We start from the raw sequence: 13,589 nt of genomic DNA on the forward strand, positions 1-13,589 counted from the left end.
CCTCCACCACCAGAAAGGCCAGACCATGAGCAAGACGGCGCCCAGAGCGACGACGACCGATGCCGGTATCCCGGTACAGAGCGACGAGCACTCGCTGACCGTCGGCCCGGACGGGCCGATCCTGCTGCACGATCACTATCTGATCGAGCAGATGGCCCAGTTCAACCGCGAACGCGTGCCCGAACGTCAGCCACACGCCAAGGGCGGCGGCGCCTTCGGCCGGTTCGAGGTCACCGCCGATGTCAGCGCCTACACCAAAGCCGCCGTGTTCCAACAGGATACGACGACCGAGCTGGTGATCAGGTTCTCGACCGTGGCCGGCGAGCACGGCAGCCCCGACACCTGGCGCGACCCACGCGGGTTCGCGGTGAAGTTCTACACCACCGAAGGCAATTACGACATGGTCGGCAACAACACCCCGATCTTCTTCATCCGCGACCCGATGAAGTTCCAGCACTTCATCCGCTCGCAGAAACGCCGCGCCGACAACAACCTTCGCGACCACGACATGCAATGGGACTTCTGGACCCTGTCACCGGAATCCGCGCACCAGGTGGCCTGGCTGATGGGCGACCGCGGTATCCCGCGCACCTGGCGGCACATGAACGGATACAGCTCGCACACCTACATGTGGATCAACGCACGAGGCGAAAAGTTCTGGGTGAAATACCACTTCATCACCGACCAGGGCATCGAATTCTTCACCCAGCACGAGGCCGACCGCATGGCAGCGGTCGACACCGACTACCACACCCGCGACCTGTTCGAGGCGATCGCCCGCGGTGACTACCCGAGCTGGACGCTGAAGGTGCAGATCATGCCGTTCGAGGAGGCGAAGACCTACCGCTTCAACCCCTTCGACCTGACCAAGGTGTGGCCGCACGCCGACTACCCGCTGATCGAGGTCGGGCGCCTGACTCTGGACCGCAACCCGACCGACTACCACTCCCAGATCGAGCAGCTGGCCGTCGCGCCCAGCAATCTGGTGCCCGGCATCGGTCCGAGCCCGGACCGGATGCTGCTGGGCCGGATGTTCGCCTACCCGGACGCCCACCGCGCCCGCATCGGCACCAACTACAACCAGTTGCCCGTGAACGCGCCCATCACGCCCGTGCACAGCTACAGCAAGGACGGTGCGATGCGATACCGCACCGTCTCCGACCCGGTGTACGCGCCGAACTCCAAGGGCGGCCCCCGCGCCGACACCGAACGCCACGGCGAACCGGCGGGCTGGCACACCGACGGGGAGATGGTGCGCACCGCCTACTCCCTGCGCGCCGAGGACGACGACTGGAGGCAGGCAGGCACCCTCGTGCGCGACGTGCTCGACGATGCCGCGCGGGCTCGGCTGGCCGGCAACATCGTCGGCCACCTCCTCCACGGTGTCACTGAACCGGTCCTGCAACGCGCCTTCGAGTACTGGCGCAACGTAGACAAGAAGCTCGGCGACCGCATCGAGCAGGGTGTCCGCACTCAGCAGAGCCTGATCGCCGGAACCACCACTCACTAGCCCGAATAGTCCACCACCCCAACACATTCAGGAGCACCATCATGACCACCCACATGGAATCGGCAATCGCGTTTCGCGCGTCGTCACGACTGGCCGGCAATCTGCAGCAGGTCCTCGTCGAGCTCACCGCTCTCCACCTCAACGGCAAGCAGGCGCATTGGAACGTCGTCGGTCACAACTTCCGTGACCTGCACCTGCAGCTCGACGAAATCGTCGATGCCGCATGCGAAGCCGGTGACACCATCGCCGAACGGATGCGCGCCCTCGACGCGGTGCCGGACGGCCGGCCCCAGACGGTCGCGGCGACCAGCCTCTTGCCGGAACTCCCGGCCGGTGAGCAGCACACCGCCGTGATCGTCGACCTGGTCACCACACAGATTCGCGACGTGGTGGCGACACTGCGCGCCGCGCACGACGACACCGATGCCGAAGATCCGTCCACCGCGGACCTGCTCCATGCCGTCATCCATCAACTCGAGAAGCAGGCGTGGCTGCTCAGCAGCGAAAACCGCACCGCGGGATAGACAGCGGCGATGTCGGACGAGGCGATGTCGGACCAGGGGAGGACGATGGATCGGGCTCGGTCCGCCCGGCCCGGCCCCACTGGCCTTCGACCTGGAGACGGCCGCCGCTCACCCGGTCGGCCGACGACGACAACGAGGAGTGTGTGATGACCGGAATGACCGTTGGTTTCATCGGGCTCGGCGCAATGGGACAGGGCATGGCCGCCAGCCTGCTGCGGGCGGGCCATCGGCTCCGGGTCTGGAACCGCTCCCCCGAGCCGGTCGCCGCGCTGGTCGCCCAGGGCGCCGACGCGGCCGGGACCCTCGCTGACGTGTTCGCCGCCGAGGCGGTCGTGTCCATGCTGGCCAACGACGACGCCGTCGAACAGCTACTGCTCGACCCGGCGCTGCTGGCCGGCGCGAAGGCCGCCGTGCACGTCAACATGGCGACGGTCTCGATCGCGCTCGCCGACCGGGCCGCGGCCCTGCACACCGAGCACGGCATCGGATACGTCGCCGCGCCCGTCCTCGGCCGGCCCCAGGTCGCCGCCGCCGGCGAACTGAACATCCTCGCCGCCGGCGGTGACACGGCGCTGGCGCAGGCAGCACCGTTGCTGTCCGCGATGGGCCGGCACACCTGGCCTTTCGGCACCCGCCCCAGCCACGCCAACGCCGCGAAGATCAGCGCCAACTTCCTGATCGCCTGTGCCATCGAGTCCATGGCCGAGGCGTGCAGTTTGGCGGAGTCCCACGGTGTCCGGCCCACCGACCTGGTCGAAATGTTCAGCGGCACACTGTTTCCCGGTCCGATCTACACCGGCTACGGGGCAATGGTCGCCGAGCGCCGCTACGAACCGGCCGGCTTCCGGCTGCCACTCGGTCTCAAGGACGTCAACCTGGCCCTGACCGCCGGCGCCGCGGCGAACGTCCCGCTGCCCTTCGGCAGCGTGCTGCGCGACGCCTTCCTCGACGCCCTCGCCCACGGCGACGCCGACAAGGACTGGGCCGCCGTTGCCGCCGTGGCCCGCCGCCGGGCCGGCCTGCCGGCGTAGCCGAGGCAGCCCCTCGGCACCACAACTCGGCTGGTCAACGACCTATAAACCGGAACTGCAGACATCGAACCGGTCCCACGGAGTAGCGTGCGATCCATGAGCGCATGCGAGGTTTGCGGTAACGATTACGCGATGCCGATCGTCGTCGAAGCTCAGGGAGTGCGGCACGTTTTCGACTGCTTCGAATGTGCGATCCACCGAATGGCACCCATCTGTGAGCACTGCAAATGCAAGATCATCGGTCACGGCGTGGAGGCAGACGGCAGGTTCTTCTGCTGTGCGCACTGCGCCATGTCCGAGGGTGCCAGAGGCCTGGTCGACCACATCTGAAATCCAACCCGACAACGAGAACGGGGCCGAAGCCGCACAACCTGCGGCTTCGGCCCCGCCGGGATCATCAGGCGCCCAGATCGCCAGGAAGAACAGCACACTCGTGGCGAGCGCTGCGGTGAGGCGGCCGATGTTGGAGGCGTGGAAGCGGCCGATTTCGGTGCGGACATCGTCCGGTACGGTGATCCGCGATTTCCTCTCAGCTGTCGGCCAATTCCTCGGCTGATTCGTGCCCGGCGTAGCCGGTTCTGCGGAGGAAGTCGGCGATCACCTCGAGTTCGGCCTCGGAGTAGTGGTCGCACAGTTCGTCCATCCTGTTGTTCATTCCGGCGAACACCCGGAACAACTCGGCGTTGCGTTCGCGGACGCCCCGCAGCGCGACCGCACGGCGGTCCGTCGATTCGGGGTCGCGCTCGCGCACAATCCAGCCGCCCTTCTGCAACCGATCGAGAATTCCGGTGAGCGTCGCGGGATGCAGGCCGGCCCGGCGCGCCAACTCGGTCGGGGTCAACGGACCGTGTCGGTTGATGAGGTCGAGGCAGGTCCAGTCGACGTCTCTGAGTTCGATTCGGCCGCCGAACCGGCGGTTGAGCAGCGACAGCTGAATGTTCAAGTCGCGCAGCGCATCCTTGACGGCAACCGTGAGCTGCCTGCGGCGCCGAGCCCCTGCCTGATCCGCTGTCGAACTCATACGCGCTACTCCCGATCGGTTTGTACGAATTCCGTATGATATTCGATCAGATCGGCTCGACACGGAACACCGCGATCCGATGCGCCGCCGCGGCGACTCCATCCGGAGTGGACCTCTCGGCGAGACCCGTTGTCACGAAACGATTGCCGACACTGGCCGGACTGCTGGTCACCAATTGACGCAGCAGCGGCGGTCGTTCGTCCACCGGCACCTCGACCAGTCGGACGGTCGAGGACCGTCGGCCGCGGGCCAGCTCGACAGTCTCCGCGGCCCGTGCGTTCGCGACCCATGCGGCCTTCGGGAAGGCCTGGAAGATGTACTGCCCGCCGTCGAGCGCGATCACCGCGATCGGGAAGGTCCGCAGTTGCCCACTGCGTCGCCCCCGGACCGTGAGCAACTGCATCGGACCGAAAGCGATTCCGCGCCTTTGCAATCCGACGATGAGGGTGTTGATGGCGTTGGTCAGGCGACGGTTGGTGTCGGCGTTCATGAGGTGCTCTCCCATCGGGACCGGGGCCGATCCCTCTCTAAAAATACGCAAACCATAAGCTATGGAATTAATATAATATCTAAGTCATACTAGATACAAGTAGGAGGTCACGGTGCAAACAAGAACAGGACGAGTGCAGGTGCGGTTCGCCAGCGGCGACGTCGAGTGCGTCGCGTGGCACTACCCCGGCACCAACGGCGCCTGCGTGGTCATGGCGGCAGGCGGAGCGGTCACGAAGGAACCGGGTACCGACCCCTTCGCACGCCGATTCCACGACGACGGGTTCACGGTGCTCGCTTTCGACTTCCGGCGGCTCGGGGAAAGTGGCGGGCAGCCACGCCAGATCATCCGGATGCGCGAGCAACTCGCGGACTTCGAGGCCGCGATCGCCCACGCATCGACCCTGCCGGAGGTGTCACCGGACCGAATCGCGATCTGGGGCTTCTCCCTGACCGGTGGTCACGTCTTCCGGGTTGCGGCGCGGCACCCGCGTCTCGGCGCGGCCGTGGCGCAGACCCCGCTGGTCGACGGCGTCCGCGGTGCGGCACAGGCCGGACGTCATCAACGCCCGCTCGCGATGCTGCGTGTTCTGGGATTGGGAATTCTCGATGCTTTCGGTGGCCTGGCCGTACGCCGGCCGGTGCTGATACCGCTGGCGGGCGAACCCGGTACCGTCGCGATGCTCACCACACCCGACGGCCTCGACGGCGACCGAGCACTGAACCCCGGAAACCGCTATCCGGAGTGGCCGCAGATGATCGCGGCCCGAAGCGGGATCCGCATCAGCCTGTATCGACCCGGTCGAGATGCGTCCCGAATCACCAGCCCATTGCTGGTTCTCGTTGCCGATCAGGATCAGACCGCCCCGGCCGAACTCGCGGTCGAGGCGGCGAGGTCGGCACCGCACGCGGACATCGCCCACGTGCCTGGCGGGCACTACGCGCCGTTCCTCGACGCGCATGAGCAGGCCGTCGACACCCAATTGCTGTTTCTCCGCAAGCACCTGCTCGCTCACGGCCGAGCGCCGGGCGAGTTCCTCACCGCCACTTCCGAAAGCGACCGAATCAGATGAGCAACGGCAACGCAGCACCGCGGATCGACCCGACGACAGTCGATTACGAGCGGTTGTACCGGGGCGAGGAACTCTTCCCGGGCGTCATCGTCCAGCGACCGCCATGGGATATCGGCAGGCCGCAACCGCTACTCGTGGCATTCGAGAGGGCCGGCCGCATCCGGGGCGAAGTCCTCGACATCGGCTGCGGGCCCGGCGACACCGCCGTCCATCTCGCCCGCCTCGGCTACCGGGTAACCGGCCTCGACGTCGCACCCACCGCCATCGAACAGGCCCGCCAACGTGCCACGGAGCGCGGTGTATCGGTGACATTCGAGATCGCCGACGCGACGACCCTGGATGGTTACGACAACTGTTTCGACACTATAGTGAGCAGCGCGCTCCTGCACTGTCTGGATCCGGCGCAGCGCCGAACCCACGTGAGTGCGCTAGCTCGGGCAATCAAACCAGGCGGCCGATTGATCCAATTCTGCTTCACCCCTGCCGAACACACCGAGCTGTACGCCCCGTATCCGATCCCCGAGTCGGAATTGCACATCCTGTTCGCTCCGCCGAACTGGGCGATCACCACTCTGCGAGCCGATCGCCTGGAGACGACAGTGCCCACTGAGCAACAGTCGAACATGTTCGCCCAGAACAACTTCCGCCCGGACCGCGACCAGAATGGCGCGCTGCTGCTACCAATCCTGGTACTCGAGGCGCAGCGCACCTGAATCCTGCGCCGGCTCGAGCGTACTCGAGGCTCTCGACGCTGCCGCCCCGTCGCAACGAATCAATCACGCACTCAGCGTCGAATCAACCAGAGACTCTCGAAAAATCGACGAGGTTGGCATATTGGCTTACCAGGCAAGGCTTTTCGGTCACTGTCGTCGAGCGGGCGCCGACCCTGTGCAAGACCGGCGGACACGCGGTCGACTGTTCCGGCCCGCGATGGAAACCTACTTCCGAACCGCTTCCCTGGTAACCGATTGGCCGGCCAGAATCTCGAACGTCGTCCATGTGGTGCTCAGGGTGCTGTGACCGGGGTGTTGCAGCTGGCGGGGGGATCGACCAGCTCGCAGTCGGCGGGGGCGCGGATCGGTAGGTACTCGGCGGCCACGCCATTGTGGGCGATGATGTCGCGGTAGGCGTCGACCGCGTCGGTGGGTACGCGGTTCAGGGCCGGGTCGCTGCGCACGTTCACGGTGTAGAGGCCGAATCGTGGTGTGTAGGAGCCCCATTCGTAGTTATCGGTCAGGCTCCAGTAGTTGTAGCCGATGAGGTTCATGCCGTCGGTCTTCGCGCGCTGCAGCCAGTAGACGGTGTCTCGCAGATGCTCGGAGCGGGTGTAACCGTCTGCGCGGGGTTGCCCGTTCTCGGTGGGCATGCCGTTCTCCACGATCCATAATGGCTTGCCGGGAAACCGTTGCGAATAGTGTTGCAGCGCAAAGTAGATACCCTCGGGCCGGACCGGAAGATCCCACATTCCCGCCGGGGCGGGCGCCGAGCCCCCGGGCGTGTTCGCGGCGGCGAGGTCCGGTGGTTGGTAGCCGAAGTAGTAGTCGATGCCGATGAAATCGAGTCTGTCGCCGATGCGTTCCAGCAGAGGTCCGTTGACCTGCGACTCCGCCCCGGCAACGTAGCCGACATTGCTGGTCACCAGCGCGTTCGGCTGCACCTGATGGATGTAGTCGTAGATGCTGTTGTGCGCCTGCGCCACCTCGTTCAGCATCTGGTCGGCATCGGTCCGGTTCTGACGTACCTCGTGCATGATGTAGGCGACCGGCTCGTTTATCGTCACCCAGATCGGGTTGCGAGCCGCGTAGCGGTCGACCACCTTCCGCATATTGGTGAGCCAGTCCGCCACCATCCCGGGATTGCGCCAGCCGCCCACGTCCGCTTCCCAGCCCGGATACACCCAGTGGTCCAGCGTCAGCATGGGGCGCATGCCGGCTGCCAGGATGGCGTCGATCACGTCGTCGTAGAAGGCGAAGGCGGCCGGATCCCATACTCCCGGTTGGGGTTCCAGCCGTGCCCATTCCACCCCGATCCGAAACACCTTGACGCCGAGGTTCTCGGCCAAGGCGATATCCGACCGGAACCGGGAATGGAAATCGACGGAATCGCCGAGCCGATCCCAGCCCGGATTGTCTTCGATGTAACGGGTCCAATTGCTGTCGGGTGACTGGCCTTCGGATTGGAATCCGGAGGCCGCCACACCCCACGGAAAATCGTCGCCGAGCACGCCGATGTGTCTTTCCGGTGCGGTGCGGGCGGCCCCGGGCACCAGGAGCAGGGTGGCGGCCATGACCAGCCCGGCCGCGACGAGACAGCGAAATCGAGTGCGCATCAGCACTTCCCCAGGACCAGTACTCGAAATGAGTGAACGCGGTTACTTACTCCTGGATAGCTGCGATTCGTCTCGGGAATATGCCAGGTCGATAGTGGTTTGGCACAACCACGGTCGAGTCCGTGCCAATGCCTTGTGGCGGCTGGATCTGCGCCCGCGCGGGGCAAGCGTTCCAACAGTGGCGTGAAGATCCTGTGTCCCAACGTCTACAGTGCGTTCGCCGGCAGACGCGGGCTGACCGTGCGGCCGCGCTCACCGGTCCATGACGACCTGGTCCGCCGCGGCACTCACAAAAACTGAATCACGATCATTTCAGAAACTGGTCCACTGACCATTTCACCGTGATCTAATGCTGCCCAACTCGGGTGCGGCAACCCCTCGACGACCGTGTCGAGGGACACCCGAGGTCTGTGGGAGAAACGATGATGGACAGCAGTATGCGGCGGGCGGCCGGTTCGATGGCCGCGTTCGCGGTGGCGGCCGGTTTCGCGGTCGCCGCGATCCCCGGCACGGCCTCGGCCGCATCGGGAACGGTCACCTGGACCGACGGGAACAGCAAGTTCACCCGGACGGTCTCGGACACCAACCCGATCGCCGGCGAAACCATCACCGTCACGACGATGTTCGAGCGGACCGGCATCCCGGTCGAGTACATCTACTCGGTCAAGGACGCACACCCCACCTGCCTGACTCCGGTCGCGGGCTCGGGCAGGATGGGCGGCGACCAGGTCACGCTCGACACCTCGGCCCCGGACTCGGTGAGCGCCTCCTTCAGCATCGTCAAATACCCTGTGTACCCGAACATCTCACCGAAGTCCCAGACCTTCGAGGTGCAGTACACCGTGGGCGTCAACTGCGCCCGCGACACCCCGTTGCCGACCTCCATGAGCTACAACGGCTCCCTCGGCTCCGGCAACTACACCGACAAGGGCCCGAACATCACCGTGTCCAGCGACGCCGTATCGACCACCACGCTCGCCCCGGTGAGCGGCGCCCAGGTCAACAAGGCCGTCACCCTGCAGGCAACCGTCTCCCCGGCGGCCGCGGGCGGCACCATCCAGTTCAAGGCGGGCGACCAGGTTCTCGGTGACATCCCCGTCGCCGCCAACGGCACCGCCTCGATCGTCTGGACCCCCGGCGCCGCGGGCACCTACAACATCGCAGCCACCTTCTCCGGCCGCACCGGCGTATCCGGTTCCACCACCACCCAGGCAGTGACCGTGGCCGACACCCCGACCCCCACCCCCACTCCGACCCCCAAGCCCAGCACCGGCTCCTTCGGCTGATAGCCGCATCCGGCACGCCATGACCGCTGCGGTCGGGGTTACCCCGACCGCAGCGGTCTGGTAAACGGAATCTATTGCGGCCCGAGAACATCCGCCAATACCGATGACCCACCAAGCCCTGGGCGAACCGGCAAACTGCGAAAGTGCTGTGTGGTCCAACAGGTTTGACGTAACCGCGCCCGGCTGGCGGACAGGCCGGACATCGTGATTCGCGCGGTGGGTGCCTGCACGGCGGTGACGAGTCTTCACCCGAAGAGCTGAACTAATTCAGCAGTGGCGGCTACCATGGATGCACGAGGTCACTACCCTTCAGCGAGCTGATCAGGAAACAGACATCGGTGTTCCCGCTCCTGGAGGATGCCGACGTACTGCTCGAGCGGCGGGACGCGGAGAACGTCGTGCTGATGCGCGACGAACGGTATCGAGCGATGGATGGCGCGCTGCGCATCGCGGCCAGGTCGCTCGCTTTGGTAGCGAAAGCGAACCGGGTAATGGCGGAAGAGGTGCTGGCTGTCGAACTGCCCTGGCTGGTTTGGCTGCCGCCGGAGCACCGCGGCGAAGCTGTGACGGAATTGCTCGACGATCTGCTCGCCGGGGTGGACACCGGCTACTACCTGCCGTTCATGCGGAACCTGATCGCGTGGAAGCACACTGCCGAGATCCACACCGATCCATCGCTGGTCGCGCAGCTCACCGGACCGTTCCAGCGTGCCGAGTTCAGTGAGGTACAGCGACCTGGAAATACCGGATGAGCAAACTGAAGCGCGGCGACGAAGCCCCGCGCCCCAAGCCGTGGCGAATCCTGCTGCACAGTACCCAGGCGGCGCGCGGCTGGACGGAGATGCAGCGGAACGCAATCGATGCGCTCGACCGGGCCTGGGTCGACATCACCGCCGACCCCCGCAGCATCGCGAAGCCCCAACGGCAGCACCGCCTGAAAGCCGATCTGAAATCGGTCAAGCTCGGCGATGAGGAATTCGAGCAGTGGCAGTACGAGGTCACCGCGGGTGGACGTATCTGGCACGCGATCGACGACGCCACCCGAACCCTCTGGGTTACGAAGGCCGACATGGGACACCCGAGCATCACCGACAAGGGAAAGGCGGCGGTCGCCGAATTCGTTGACACACACCCAAGATCGGGAAGCGGCCAACGGAACATAGGTCCGGTCGTATCGAACAGCTCAGGCCCGGAGATCCGCCGGGCCTGAGCCTTGTGTTCGAGTGGACCTGACGGACCAGCATACGAACCGGGCGGTGCTGGTGGATGGGCCGGACATCACGATCCGGGGCGGTCGGTACGCGGCCGGGCTCGGCTGGCGGTGCCCGATGATCGCTACCGCTCCACGCGGCCGACCGCAACGAATCACCCGCGAATCAAACCCCCGATTCATCGAGGGCGCTCTCTGGGGGCAACGACTCCAGCATCGGCAAGATGCGCACGAACTCACCAGCAGATCGCGCACATATATTGCGGCAGATCGCGCACAAACTAAGCGGCAGATCGCGCACAGTCTGTGCAATAATACAGCAGTGACCTCGTCCTTCTCGTCATCGCCAATTGGTCGGATCCTTCCCCGCCATGCCCACTCGGCAGTACATGAAGCGCTGGCAGACACTCGTGTCGTCCTGGTCAACGGAGCTCGCCAATGCGGAAAGAGCACGCTGGTCTCCCGGATAGGCAGGGAGATCGGCGCGACCTGGCGCAGCCTCGACAAGCCGGAGACTCGGCAGGCGGCCGGCTACGACCCGACGCAGTTCGTCCTCGACGATTCCCTCTTGATCATCGACGAGGTCCAGCGAGTACCGGAGCTGTTGCTGGCGATCAAGGAGACCGTCGACGCCGATGGACGACCCGGCCGGTTCCTACTGACCGGCTCGGCTCACGTCATGACGCTCCGCAGCGTTCCGGACGCCCTTCCCGGACGCGTGGAGACAATCGAACTCTGGCCGCTCTCCCAAGGCGAAATCGACGGAGCGCCAGACAGATTCATCGATTGTGCTTTCGAGCGCGGACCGCAGCTGCGGCACGATGCGACCGAGAATCGCGATGATTACATCGAACGGATCGCACGCGGCGGCTTCCCCGAAGCCGTTGCACGAGAGGGCAAACGGCGTTCCCGATTCTTCTCCTCCTACGTCGCCGATCTGATCAACCGAGACGTCATGCAATTGTCCGAGATCGAGCGTTCCGCAGAGATGTTCACCCTGACCAACCTCGTCGCGGCCAGATCCGGTCAACTCCTGGTGCCCGGCGCCCTCGGCAATGAACTCGGCCTGCCCAAGGACACCGTCACCCGTTATCTTCGCCTCCTGGAAGAGGTTTTCCTGATCAAGCGAATCCCCGCTTGGTCCCGAAACCTGACCACCCGGGCCGTCGCGACCTCCAAGGTGTTCATGGTCGATTCCGGAATCGCCACATATTTGTGCGGCGCCGACTCACGCGCGCTGCGAGCCGTCAACGGCCCGCTGGGGTCACTGCTGGAGGGCTTCGTAGCCGCCGAACTCGCTCGTCAGCTCACCTGGTCCGAGCAGGAGGCCCGCATGTTCCACTACCGCACCCGCGACAACGTCGAGGTCGACATCATCCTCGAGAACAACCGACGCGAGGTGATCGCGATCGAGGTGAAAGCCGCCGCCACGGTCAAGGCCGAGGACTTCCGCGGTCTCCGCCACCTCGCAGAACGCCTGGGCGACGACCTCCTCGCCGGATACGTGCTCTACACCGGCACCGAAACCCTCCCCTTCGGACCGAAATTCCGCGCCCTGCCGGTCAGCACCCTGTGGAACGCACGCCCATGACCGCCTCGAACGGTTCGTGCGCCACGAAAACAGCAGAGCCGCAGGCTATTGACCTGCGGCTCTGTTATTCGGTGGACCTAATGCGAGCTTACTCGAACCAGGGTGCCCTAACCTCCACCCTCAAAAAGCTCCGCGAGCGAGTCTCCGACCAACAGAAACGTCGACTGACCGCGAAGGTCCAGAAGGTGCATGCGCTGGCTCGACGTCTTTCAGAGACGGATCGGGCGCAGATCATCGCCGCCTATGAGGGTGGAACTTCAGCGAACCAGCTCGCCTCCGACCACCAGCTTGCCAAGGGCAGCATCCTCGAGATCCTTCGCACGGGAGGCGCGGCGATACGCCAGCAGCGCCGACTGTCCAGCGAAGAGATCGATCAGGCCATCGTCAGCTACCAGGACGGACAGTCGCTCGCCACGATCGCCGAGCAGCTCGGCGTCCAGGCCGCCACAGTCCGTTCCGCACTGGTGCGGCGAGGTGTCCCTCGCCGAGACAGTCATGGCCGCCCGCGGTGAACCCTCACCCGGTATCGGAGGCAACATCCCGATCGGTTTCCACATTGGAGAAGGCTCCCATGCAGACGTTCGAGAAAGCCGCAGTTCCCCAACTTCCCACAGCACACAACGATATCGATGCGCACACACCAGCCGCGACGACCCGCTCGAGTGCGCACGCGTTCTTTTGGCGCGTGCTGATCACAGCCGCCATCATCAGCATCACGGGCAATACGACCGCCGCAGTGCTGCACTCATCCGGCCGCTGCTGGCTAGCCGTGCCGGTGGCCGTAGTACCGCCCATCGCGCTAATCACCGCCGTGCACGGTGTTGCGGTGCTGTCACGTGCGCACGGCCCAGACCGCCTGCTGCGCATGATCGCGATCGGGACGACCGTACTGATCGCATCCAGCGCATTCCGTCTGTCGTTCACCGCCCTACGCCTCTCGCCGCTGTCTCGGGGCTTCTGACAGTGAGGCATGGCTGCTGCCGGTCATCATTGAGGGCTCAACGGCTCAGGCCACGATGGCCCTGTTGATCACCACCAGCGACCTGGTCCGTGCGCACGACAGCATCCACGTCGAGCCGCACAACTTTGCCGAGACCTTCCCGCCCCAAACGACAAGCACCATCCCCATTGCCAAGGTGCCAGCAGACGGTGCGGAAGGTTCGAACGCAGTGTGCACCTCTGGCGCATCCAGTGCGGACGGTACTTCCACTCCTTCATGGTCCGAACTCGCCACAGTGATTTGCAGTCGAGATGCAGCCGGGCGACGAGACCCAGCGGAAGTGGCGCAGATCCTCGCCCTGCATTTCGATGACGGATGGAATACAACACAAATCGCCGCCCACATCCGTCGGAGCCGATCTACCGTCAGTCGAATTGTCGGGGACACCGTTCGGCTACAGCCAGGTCTCTGCACAACAGGAGCTTTATAGAGGCCGGACTAATCCGTTTCTACTTTCGACAGTACGAGACCCCCGGTATCCAGTAGCCGCAAAGGCGACGGCCAGAATTCCGGTCCTTCCGCATA

The 13,589-nt window shown here is 65.0% G+C and carries 15 protein-coding genes; 12 read left to right on the forward strand and 3 right to left on the reverse strand.

Features of this window, described 5'->3' with window-relative positions:
* Nucleotides 1–25: 25 nt before the first annotated feature.
* The 3 genes from ABZV44_RS14045 to ABZV44_RS14055 all read left to right on the forward strand — a co-directional run bounded on the left by ABZV44_RS14045 (nucleotide 26) and on the right by ABZV44_RS14055 (nucleotide 3,065).
* On the forward strand, nucleotides 26–1,510 hold the full coding sequence (locus ABZV44_RS14045; protein ID WP_354835836.1) for a catalase: 1,485 nt from the start codon (nucleotides 26–28) through the stop codon (nucleotides 1,508–1,510).
* Nucleotides 1,511–1,551: 41 nt separating this feature from the next.
* The gene (locus ABZV44_RS14050) at nucleotides 1,552–2,034 is read left to right on the forward strand and encodes a DNA starvation/stationary phase protection protein (RefSeq protein WP_354835838.1); all 483 of its coding nucleotides are present in this window, start codon (nucleotides 1,552–1,554) and stop codon (nucleotides 2,032–2,034) included.
* A gap of 146 nt (nucleotides 2,035–2,180) precedes the next feature.
* Nucleotides 2,181–3,065, forward strand: coding sequence for an NAD(P)-dependent oxidoreductase (locus ABZV44_RS14055; protein ID WP_354835840.1), 885 nt, complete (start codon nucleotides 2,181–2,183; stop codon nucleotides 3,063–3,065).
* A gap of 529 nt (nucleotides 3,066–3,594) precedes the next feature.
* Here the strand turns inward: ABZV44_RS14055 and ABZV44_RS14060 are convergent.
* Both ABZV44_RS14060 and ABZV44_RS14065 read right to left on the reverse strand, forming a co-directional pair.
* Nucleotides 3,595–4,086 (reverse strand): MarR family transcriptional regulator, encoded by a 492-nt coding sequence (locus ABZV44_RS14060; protein ID WP_354835842.1) that lies wholly within the window; start codon nucleotides 4,084–4,086, stop codon nucleotides 3,595–3,597.
* 46 nt (nucleotides 4,087–4,132) lie between these two features.
* Nucleotides 4,133–4,576 (reverse strand): nitroreductase/quinone reductase family protein, encoded by a 444-nt coding sequence (locus tag ABZV44_RS14065; protein WP_354835844.1) that lies wholly within the window; start codon nucleotides 4,574–4,576, stop codon nucleotides 4,133–4,135.
* Nucleotides 4,577–4,688: 112 nt separating this feature from the next.
* Here ABZV44_RS14065 and ABZV44_RS14070 point away from each other — a divergent pair, with 112 nt between their 5' ends.
* Nucleotides 4,689–5,648 carry an alpha/beta hydrolase gene (locus tag ABZV44_RS14070; protein WP_354835846.1) on the forward strand — a complete coding sequence of 320 codons (960 nt, stop codon included), beginning with the start codon at nucleotides 4,689–4,691 and terminating at the stop codon, nucleotides 5,646–5,648.
* Nucleotides 5,645–6,361 carry a methyltransferase domain-containing protein gene (locus ABZV44_RS14075; protein WP_354835848.1) on the forward strand — a complete coding sequence of 239 codons (717 nt, stop codon included), beginning with the start codon at nucleotides 5,645–5,647 and terminating at the stop codon, nucleotides 6,359–6,361. The genes ABZV44_RS14070 and ABZV44_RS14075 overlap by 4 nt, the downstream gene beginning before the upstream one ends.
* 293 nt (nucleotides 6,362–6,654) lie before the next feature.
* Here the strand turns inward: ABZV44_RS14075 and ABZV44_RS14080 are convergent, their stop codons facing one another.
* Nucleotides 6,655–7,977, reverse strand: a complete 1,323-nt coding sequence (locus ABZV44_RS14080; protein ID WP_354835850.1) for a family 1 glycosylhydrolase — start codon at nucleotides 7,975–7,977, stop codon at nucleotides 6,655–6,657.
* 422 nt (nucleotides 7,978–8,399) lie between these two features.
* On the opposite strand from ABZV44_RS14080, the gene ABZV44_RS14085 reads away from it, so the two are divergent.
* From ABZV44_RS14085 to ABZV44_RS14115, 7 genes are all read left to right on the forward strand, one after another.
* The gene (locus ABZV44_RS14085) at nucleotides 8,400–9,263 is read left to right on the forward strand and encodes an Ig-like domain-containing protein (protein ID WP_354835852.1); all 864 of its coding nucleotides are present in this window, start codon (nucleotides 8,400–8,402) and stop codon (nucleotides 9,261–9,263) included.
* Between the two features lie 398 nt (nucleotides 9,264–9,661).
* Nucleotides 9,662–10,015: a hypothetical protein gene (locus tag ABZV44_RS14090; protein WP_354835854.1), complete on the forward strand. Its 354-nt coding sequence runs from the start codon at nucleotides 9,662–9,664 to the stop codon at nucleotides 10,013–10,015.
* Complete coding sequence (locus tag ABZV44_RS14095; protein WP_354835856.1) at nucleotides 10,012–10,473, forward strand: hypothetical protein; 462 nt, start codon at nucleotides 10,012–10,014, stop codon at nucleotides 10,471–10,473. The genes ABZV44_RS14090 and ABZV44_RS14095 overlap by 4 nt, the downstream gene beginning before the upstream one ends.
* Nucleotides 10,474–10,486: 13 nt before the next feature.
* Nucleotides 10,487–12,064, forward strand: coding sequence for an ATP-binding protein (locus ABZV44_RS14100; protein WP_354835858.1), 1,578 nt, complete (start codon nucleotides 10,487–10,489; stop codon nucleotides 12,062–12,064).
* Nucleotides 12,061–12,576: a hypothetical protein gene (locus tag ABZV44_RS14105; RefSeq protein WP_354835860.1), complete on the forward strand. Its 516-nt coding sequence runs from the start codon at nucleotides 12,061–12,063 to the stop codon at nucleotides 12,574–12,576. The genes ABZV44_RS14100 and ABZV44_RS14105 overlap by 4 nt, the downstream gene beginning before the upstream one ends.
* Before the next feature lie 59 nt (nucleotides 12,577–12,635).
* Entirely contained in the window at nucleotides 12,636–13,025 is a 390-nt protein-coding gene (locus tag ABZV44_RS14110; RefSeq protein WP_354835862.1) for a hypothetical protein, read from the forward strand.
* 55 nt (nucleotides 13,026–13,080) lie between these two features.
* On the forward strand, nucleotides 13,081–13,494 hold the full coding sequence (locus ABZV44_RS14115) for a helix-turn-helix domain-containing protein (RefSeq protein ID WP_354835864.1): 414 nt from the start codon (nucleotides 13,081–13,083) through the stop codon (nucleotides 13,492–13,494).
* The last annotated feature ends 95 nt before the right edge of the window (nucleotides 13,495–13,589 follow it).

The sequence above is a fragment of the Nocardia sp. NPDC004860 genome (genome assembly GCF_040609015.1).
Classification (GTDB): Bacteria; Actinomycetota; Actinomycetes; order Mycobacteriales; family Mycobacteriaceae; genus Nocardia.

What these genes read in the sequence shown, in the direction of transcription:
- ABZV44_RS14065 (WP_354835844.1), bottom strand. Translation starts at nt 4,576, where the DNA reads ATGAACGCCGACACCAACCGTCGCCTGACCAACGCCATCAACACCCTC.
- ABZV44_RS14060 (WP_354835842.1), bottom strand. Translation starts at nt 4,086, where the DNA reads ATGAGTTCGACAGCGGATCAGGCAGGGGCTCGGCGCCGCAGGCAGCTC.
- ABZV44_RS14075 (WP_354835848.1), top strand. Translation starts at nt 5,645, where the DNA reads ATGAGCAACGGCAACGCAGCACCGCGGATCGACCCGACGACAGTCGAT.
- ABZV44_RS14105 (WP_354835860.1), top strand. Translation starts at nt 12,061, where the DNA reads ATGACCGCCTCGAACGGTTCGTGCGCCACGAAAACAGCAGAGCCGCAG.
- ABZV44_RS14050 (WP_354835838.1), top strand. Translation starts at nt 1,552, where the DNA reads ATGACCACCCACATGGAATCGGCAATCGCGTTTCGCGCGTCGTCACGA.
- ABZV44_RS14080 (WP_354835850.1), bottom strand. Translation starts at nt 7,977, where the DNA reads ATGCGCACTCGATTTCGCTGTCTCGTCGCGGCCGGGCTGGTCATGGCC.
- ABZV44_RS14095 (WP_354835856.1), top strand. Translation starts at nt 10,012, where the DNA reads ATGAGCAAACTGAAGCGCGGCGACGAAGCCCCGCGCCCCAAGCCGTGG.
- ABZV44_RS14055 (WP_354835840.1), top strand. Translation starts at nt 2,181, where the DNA reads ATGACCGGAATGACCGTTGGTTTCATCGGGCTCGGCGCAATGGGACAG.
- ABZV44_RS14085 (WP_354835852.1), top strand. Translation starts at nt 8,400, where the DNA reads ATGATGGACAGCAGTATGCGGCGGGCGGCCGGTTCGATGGCCGCGTTC.
- ABZV44_RS14115 (WP_354835864.1), top strand. Translation starts at nt 13,081, where the DNA reads ATGGCCCTGTTGATCACCACCAGCGACCTGGTCCGTGCGCACGACAGC.
- ABZV44_RS14045 (WP_354835836.1), top strand. Translation starts at nt 26, where the DNA reads ATGAGCAAGACGGCGCCCAGAGCGACGACGACCGATGCCGGTATCCCG.
- ABZV44_RS14110 (WP_354835862.1), top strand. Translation starts at nt 12,636, where the DNA reads ATGCAGACGTTCGAGAAAGCCGCAGTTCCCCAACTTCCCACAGCACAC.